Here is a 7402-nt window from a genome sequence, read left to right on the forward strand (position 1 = left end):
CCATTTCAAAGAACACTATCCACGCCACCAGCATGGCGATGCCGTGCAGCGTGAGAAGACGGTAGAAAAAATCGGCCGGCAGCAGGTGCACCGCCTGCCAGCGCGTGAGAAGCAACAACAACGCCAACAGCCCGCCGACCAGCAAAAACACTATGCTGGTAACGGCATTGAACATAACCAGCGTTTCCGCGTTACGTTCAACCTTGAGGCCGGTGACAGGACAAGTCCTGAATACAGCTTCCATACCCTATCCCCCTTAATCCACGTAAATGCGGCCGACCATCGTGTGGTGGCCGATTCCGCAAAATTCGTTGCAGACGATGTTAAAGACCCCTGATGTCGTCGGGGTGACTTTCAGCACGTAATCGTACCCCGGCACCGCCTCGAAATTCATGTTGATCGGCTGCACCGAGAACCCGTGCAAGACATCGATGGACGAAAGGTGGATGCGGTATTCGGAACCCATTTTCAGCTTCAACACGGGGGACCACTTGAACTGTTGGCCGCGCACGAAAACATCGCCCGGCGGCGGCGCCACGACATCGATGCCCCCTTCCTGCTTGATGGCGCCCGCCTCGTCCTTCACCCCATACTGCTGGATGAAACGGTCGGTGGCGGCATCAAACGTATCCGGCTTGATTCTGTAGTACTCGCTCGACGGGTTCTGTTTCTGCGTTACATGCCACCACGGCATGGCCAGCGTCAAAACGATGCTGGTTGTGAGAGCGATGGCGAGCCAGACTTTTTCATCTTTGTCCAGCGGTTCACGCCACCAATGTTTCTCGGGAATAAAAATGCTCATCGGCTATCCTCCCCCTAACTATTAATACGGATCATTGTGCCGCTGGCGGCGTTACTGCCGGCGCGGCAGGCGATGCTAATCCCTCGAGTGGCGATATCCCCACCGAAGCCAGTTCCATCACACCCCAAGTGGTGTAGGAAATAAAAAAGATGGCGGCACAGAGAAAAAACAGAAGCCACCAATCGTCCATGAAGACCTGCCAGTAAGAAACGTGATCGTTGCCTGAACCTTGAGACTTTTCGTTAGCCATTGCGCAATCACCCCTTTCTGCCCATTTTGGGCGCCCAAGAACCTCTAACCTTTATTCGGTACACTTTAAGGCGATAAAAGAAAATGGACTATGACTTTTATTCATGCATATTTCTTAAAGTTTGGATTATAATAGAAAGTTCCATGACAAAAGTCATTGATTCTACTCGCCAGCGGCAAGCGCCCCCATCCGGTTATTGCGCATTTTGATCATTTAAAACGTTATCATGCTGAACGTTTAGTTGCTTTATAAAAAAACCAACCCACTGCCAAACTAAACGCCTCGGCCGCCTCAAAGATGGCGGACGGCTTACCTCAAATTCAGGCGGCCCAACATCCCCATCACCCGGCGGCCGGCTTCGTCCGGCGCGACCTCCTCCATGCATTCGTGCTTGCGTTTGCAGGCGCGGGAAAAGCAGGGGACGCAGTTGAGCTTCGCTTGCAGAATATCGACCGGGCCGCGGCTGACGGGGCCGGTCTTTTGGGGGGATGTCGGCCCGAAAATGGCCGCTATCGGGCGGTCGAACGCGGCGGCGATGTGCATCGGGCCGCTATCCACCGTCACCATCAAGGCGCAGCGGGCCAACAGCGCCGAGGTCTCCGCGAGGCCCAACCCCCCGGCCAGGTTGTACAGCCCGTCCCGGCCATCGATGATCCGGTTAATCAGCGGAACATCCGCTTCCGACCCGGTGAATACCACCGGCAAACCGCTCTTGCCGCGGACATCCCCCGCGAGGGCGTGCCAATGGGCGGCGGGCCACATTTTGGTTTTCCAGCGCGCCCCCACATGAAACACCACAAAGGGGCCGCGGATGCCGAGTCCCTCCAGCAAAGTATCCACCTGGGCGCGGGATTGCGCGGGAATATCGAAAGTGAAATCGGGGCGCGGCGGCGGCTCGATGGCGAAGAGCGACAGGGCGCGGAACAGCGCCGCCACTGCGTGGGGCTGTTTGCCGGGTTCCACCTGGTGGCTGTAAAGCCAGTGGCTTCCCTCCCGCGCGTTGGAAAACCCGGCGCGGATTTTCGCGCCGGAGAGCGCGGTGATCAACCCGCTGCGGAGCAATCCCTGCAAGTCGAGGCAGACATCGTACTTTTCCCGCCGTATCCAATTCATAAGCGTGGCGATCTCCCCCCATGTGCGCGGGCGGTGCCACTCCTTCCCCCACGCCGCCCGGCGGAAGTGCCAGACCCGGCGTACGCCCCGGACGTTTTTGACCAGTCCGGCGTACGCATCGTTCACCACCCAGTCCACTTCGGCGTACGGCACAGCCTCCTTGAGCCGGTTCACAAACGCGATGGCGTGTACCACATCGCCGATCGAGCTGAGTTTGACAATAAGGACTTTCATCGCCGTCCGTCCGTTCTCCGCAGTTTCAGTTCCGCCTCGGCCTTAAGCCACGGGTCGAGACCGGGGGCCGCCAGCGTTTTTTTGAAAAACGCCGCGGCGGCGGGACGGTCGCCCCGCTTTTCGCGCAGCGAGCCGCGCGCGAAATCCAGTAGCGGCTCCCATTGCGCGCGCACCGCGGAATCCACCTCGGGCAGCCGGCCAAGCAGGCGCAAAATCGCCGCCTCTTCATTCGCGGCATCCCCCAAACCATGATACGCGAGAAGACGGTCGAACTCCGCCGCCATGGTGCCCGGCAACTCCCGTTCGAGGGCCGCGATCCATTCCAGCGCCTTATGCGGATTTCCTTCATGCAGCACATATGTGCGCGCCAGGAAATCGGCAACCTCCACGCGGGAAAGCACCGCGGCGGCATACGCCTTTTCGGCCAGCGCCAGCCCCTCCTCCTTCGTGCCGCTTAAACCGAGCAGCCCAACGATCCACCGCAGCGGCGCGGGAAGCCTCCCCACATGATATTTGTATATCGCCGGGCCGATCATCGCATCCCCCTGGCCGGGATAGAGCGCGTAGAGACGGTCGAAAAGGGCGGTGCATTTTTTGCCGTGGGACATGGCGCCGAAATAATTGCCGCCGTAACCGTGCATCCGGGCGAGGAAGGCGTGCGCCCCCGCCTTGTAGAAGAGCGCCTCGAAATCGTCCGGCTTCTTCGCCAATATCGCGTCGCACAGAACGATCACGGCGTTGAGGTCGGCCTCCAGCGGCGCGCCGTCCCGCACCTCCCTTTTCGGCGGCGTGGTAATGCCATAGAGCGACGCCATGACGCGCCAGCGGGCGTCCGACTCCGTCATCCCCCAGCCGATGGCGGCGGAATAAAACCGGCCCGCCGGGGAAGAGGGGTATGTGGTGACAAGCCGGGCGAAAACCTCTTTCGCCTCCGTGAAGCGGAGGCGGTAGGAATAGCCGAGCCCCCGCAGCACCTCCTCTTGGCCGGTGAATACCGCTTCCCCGGCAAAAGCCGGACAAATCGCGGCGGCCAGCCAAAACAGAACGAAGAACAACGTACGCGGCATCGGCTAAAAATTCCCCATGCGGCGCTTCAGCTTCGCCACCAGCTCTTCCGGCGTTATCCGGTGCTTGGCAATGCAGACGCCGTTGTGGAAAAGAAGCGGGATGTCGAGCCCGTATTCGTTTTGCAGCCGCGGGTCGGCGGCAACATCCACATAGGTGACGGAAAGCGGGATTCTGCGGGACGCTTCACGGGCCGCCGCCGCCATCTCCCCGCAGAGGGGACAGTCTTCCTTGGAATACAGGAGCAATTCCACCGGTTCATGCATCTTCCCGAATCCCCTTTCAACAGGCGCAGTTTACCACTTTCCCACGCCGCCCCATATGGAGACGGCTAGCGCGGCTCGTACCGCCTGACAAGCCAATCGTTGTTGCTCCGCTCAAGCGTCATCCGGTATTTTACGTCTATACAGGCGAAAAATCCGCCTATCTGGCCTATGGGAGTCTCATGCGGTATAACCAATAAGCCGCCTTCCCGGAATCTGTCGGTGAACCGTGAGATATAAATCGTCCGCCGCTCCGGGGGCAGAAGCCAAAACTCGCCGGTGGGCGCCATCGGAAGCCAAAACCGGTAAAGCCCGATATCGTCAGCCGGCCCTTTGGAATCAGCATCGGCTAACGGCGGAGGCATCATTAAGGTCATCACCACCAGCGGATCCCCCTTTTTATAATTAACCTCTTTCAGAATATCCACGAACGATTCCTCCGCTTTGGGCAACAGCCCATAAAAGCGCGATGCATGATCCATCCGGAAGGTCTCGTGGAAAAACCGGGGCAGGTTCGGACTTCCCCATGTGGCGATAAGCAACACCGCGCTTAAGGGGATCAAAACCGCCCATAGCATAAGCCGGTGGGCCGGTTTCTCCTTGAAAGCCGCCATAGCCGTGACCACACAGGTGAAGTGGATGGGGGCAAGATTGAGAAGATTGCTCTCGGCGCTGCGCGAGATAAAATAGCTGGCCGTGGTCCAGATGAGTCCCATTATTCCGATGAGCGCGGGCCATTCCTTAAGACGATCCCGGAAAGCCGTTGCGGCACAGGCGGAAACGGCGGTAAATACCAGCAGCAGCCCCCATACGCCGCCCAGTGGTTCTATGGGAAGCGCGCCGAAGCCACCCTTATACACCGCTGCATACTCAATAAACGCGTACCAATCCGGCAAATGGCCTAAACCGAAAATGTAGAAAGCATTAACCGCCCCGAACAGGATGAGCAACGGCAACAGGGAAGTGAAAAAAATCAGCGCTGCCCGCCGCCATTGGCCGGTATTTTCGGCCCCAGAACCCTGCTTGGCGGTTTCCCATGCCAACCACAAGGATTGGGGCAGCCAAATGCTCGTGCTGTAAATGGCGCTTTCGAAACTCCAAAGGCAGCCAACCGCCCATAGACAGGAACCGATCCAAAAACGCGCACTTCGCGCGCCTCCGGCGCCATTTTCCGCCGTGATGTTCCAATAACTCCACGCCAGGAAAAGGTAGCAAAAAAGAAACCTCATTCCGCTGACGCTGGGATGGGTGTTCAAACCGGTATGTTGCGGCGCATCCACCGCCATAAACGCCACGGTGATGGTTAACAATGTTCCGGCCGCCGCTCCGAATGCGCCCGGCCGAAGCGCCCTTAACATGCCGTACATAATGAGGGCGCATAATAACTGCAATGCCGAGGCCGCAACATAAAGGCTGAAATGCAACGATTTGAACGGCAAGGCGGCCAGAAGGAGGATATCCAGAAATCCGTACTGGCTGGGCACATCCCATAATAGCCACCCCCCTTGGCGCACCAAGGCCGCGCTGCCAACATAAAAATCGTGGTGATCGGTTATTTCATAGGGAAGCTGGAATGCAACCAGCGCCAATATCAATATCAGGGCGAGTTCCGCCAGAATCCGCGGAATGGAGAAAGCGCGGGGAGCGCTCCGCTTGACCGCGTCTTGCGGCCAATACCAGATGGCAAAAGCCGCCGCCAGGATCGCCGCAACAACCTGTTGCGCCCCGCCGGTTACGAAGCGGCCAAACGGTTCCCACCAAAAGAACCTGGACAACAGTCCCCATGCCGCATACGCCGCCACCAAGACGAATAAAGACACTCCGATTTTTTCCCGGTCATGCACCGCCACACCATTGGCGCCGCCAAGAAAAAACCAATGGGCCAGCGCAAACCCACAAATAACGGGAATATCGCCGCCGGGAACGATAAAAACGCAAAACGCCAAAGCCGCGAATGAGGAACCCCACCGGAATATTTCCACAACCGGACGTGCCTTCGCATGGCGGAACGGAAAATGGACGGCATGAAGAAGCGGGGGAAAAACCCCTCCGAGAAGCAGGTACTGGGCCCACTCGTAAGGTTCGCCGTTGTGTGGCAGAATCAGATGGCCGAGGCCAAGCACGGCCAAGGCAATGCCGAAGCCGGACATCAGATTTAAATAAGCATTTTTCAGTTCATCGCGATTTAGCGGCTTCCCCATTTATGGAATGCTATGCGAGGCGGTAAAACAACTCAAGTTATTTAACTCCCCCCCCCTTCCGGCTTGGAAGACATGACAATTTTTGTCATGTCGGACAACTTTTGGGCCGGTTCAGGTTCCATTTACCCGTTCAGGCGACTCCATGGCATCAGATACATTTTCCCATTATTAGGTTGATTTATATGGTAGTATATCGGCCATGCAGAGGGTGGAAAATGCAAATTTTCATCTTGGCCTGAAATCTGCACTATCGAATGGGCAAGTGTTTAAGGGCGCGGCAAAGCGCCAAAGGCAATAAACTTTTTTGGAGGTTATAACATGTTCAAGAATACCCTGAAGGGCGAAAAGGGCTTTACGCTCATCGAGCTGCTGGTGGTCGTGGCGATCATCGGTATCCTCGTTGCGATAGCCATCCCGCAGTTCGCCAACTACAAGAAGCAGGCGAACGACAGCGCGGCCGAATCCGACGTGCGCAACATGGCTCTGTCCGAAGAGTCGTACTACGCAACCAACAACGCATATACAGCCACCTTGGCCTCGCTTACCGCTATTGGCTTCAAATCGACCAAGAATATTACCGCCACCCCGGCACTTACCACCAATGGCTTCGTTATTACCGCTTCACACCCACAAGGCACCAAGATATTCACTTGGGACTCCACCGCTGGCGGTCTGCAGTAAGCTGCTAACCGTTTAGTCCTTTTAAAGGCATGGGGCTTCGGCTCCATGCCTTTTTTTTACCTGCATTACTCGTTTTGTCATACCGGACACTGATCCGGCACCCAGACATATTGTCAAAGCTTCTCCCCTCGGCATACAAGGACTGATGAATTGTATACCCACCATAAATGAGGCTCTGCTATCATCTTTTCATGAACAATCCCCGTGTGCGCCGCATCCTCTTTTCCCTACTACTTCTTGCCGCCGTTCTGCTGACATTCCGCCCCGGCATTGACATGGAAATGACCACTGATATGCGCATGGTCACCTACAACAACCCCCTGATAACCGCGTCCGATGGAATCCTGCGGGTGTTTCAGGGAGACTTCTGCGAGGGATGCCGCGTGGACGATGCGCGGTTCGAAATGCGGCCCGGCTTCTACCGCCCACTGGTCAGCGCCCTTTTCTGGCTGGAGTACCGCTTCGCCGGCACCAACGACGCGATATACAACTTCGACCAAATACTGTTTCACTGGGCCTGCGCGATAATGGTCTTTTTCCTAGCCGCGCGGCTGCTGCCGGATAAACCTTTGGTTCCCTTCATCGCCGCCACGCTCTTCGCCCTGCACCCCGCAAACGCCTATGCCGCCACACGCGACGTGCGCTCCGACCTCCTCTGCCTGCTCTTCTACCTTGGCGCGCTCATCGCCTACCTCCGCGCCTTTCCCCCCGCCGCGCCGCCGCGCAAAGGTTTCATCTTCCTCGCCCTTGCCTGTTACCTCGGCGCGATACTGAGCAAAGAAATGGGGGTTAC

The 7402-nt window shown here is 57.4% G+C and carries 9 protein-coding genes; 2 read left to right on the forward strand and 7 right to left on the reverse strand.

The genetic code is table 11. From position 1 onward, the window contains the following. The 7 genes from HZA03_01415 to HZA03_01445 all read right to left on the reverse strand — a co-directional run. A partial coding sequence (locus HZA03_01415) for a cytochrome C oxidase subunit I (GenBank protein ID MBI5636607.1) occupies positions 1-244 on the reverse strand: 244 nt, incomplete at its 3' end. A gap of 12 nt (positions 245-256) precedes the next feature. Further along, positions 257-802 carry a cytochrome C oxidase subunit II gene (locus HZA03_01420; protein ID MBI5636608.1) on the reverse strand — a complete coding sequence of 182 codons (546 nt, stop codon included), beginning with the start codon at positions 800-802 and terminating at the stop codon, positions 257-259. 31 nt (positions 803-833) lie between these two features. Next, positions 834-1052 carry a hypothetical protein gene (locus HZA03_01425; protein ID MBI5636609.1) on the reverse strand — a complete coding sequence of 73 codons (219 nt, stop codon included), beginning with the start codon at positions 1050-1052 and terminating at the stop codon, positions 834-836. A gap of 309 nt (positions 1053-1361) precedes the next feature. Then, on the reverse strand, positions 1362-2399 hold the full coding sequence (locus HZA03_01430) for a glycosyltransferase family 9 protein (GenBank protein ID MBI5636610.1): 1038 nt from the start codon (positions 2397-2399) through the stop codon (positions 1362-1364). After that, positions 2396-3466, reverse strand: a complete 1071-nt coding sequence (locus tag HZA03_01435; protein MBI5636611.1) for a hypothetical protein — start codon at positions 3464-3466, stop codon at positions 2396-2398. The genes HZA03_01430 and HZA03_01435 overlap by 4 nt, the downstream gene beginning before the upstream one ends. A gap of 3 nt (positions 3467-3469) precedes the next feature. Next, positions 3470-3730 (reverse strand): glutaredoxin family protein, encoded by a 261-nt coding sequence (locus HZA03_01440; protein ID MBI5636612.1) that lies wholly within the window; start codon positions 3728-3730, stop codon positions 3470-3472. Between the two features lie 65 nt (positions 3731-3795). Further along, positions 3796-5928, reverse strand: a complete 2133-nt coding sequence (locus HZA03_01445) for a hypothetical protein (protein ID MBI5636613.1) — start codon at positions 5926-5928, stop codon at positions 3796-3798. 333 nt (positions 5929-6261) lie between these two features. On the opposite strand from HZA03_01445, the gene HZA03_01450 reads away from it, so the two are divergent. Together HZA03_01450 and HZA03_01455 are read left to right on the forward strand one after the other, a co-directional pair. Then, positions 6262-6609, forward strand: coding sequence for a prepilin-type N-terminal cleavage/methylation domain-containing protein (locus HZA03_01450; GenBank protein MBI5636614.1), 348 nt, complete (start codon positions 6262-6264; stop codon positions 6607-6609). A 191-nt stretch (positions 6610-6800) separates the two neighbouring features. Then, on the forward strand, positions 6801-7402 hold a 602-nt coding region (locus HZA03_01455; GenBank protein ID MBI5636615.1), incomplete at its 3' end, for a hypothetical protein.

Source organism: Nitrospinota bacterium, assembly GCA_016217735.1.
Classification (GTDB): Bacteria; Nitrospinota_A; UBA7883; order JACRGQ01; family JACRGQ01; genus JACRGQ01.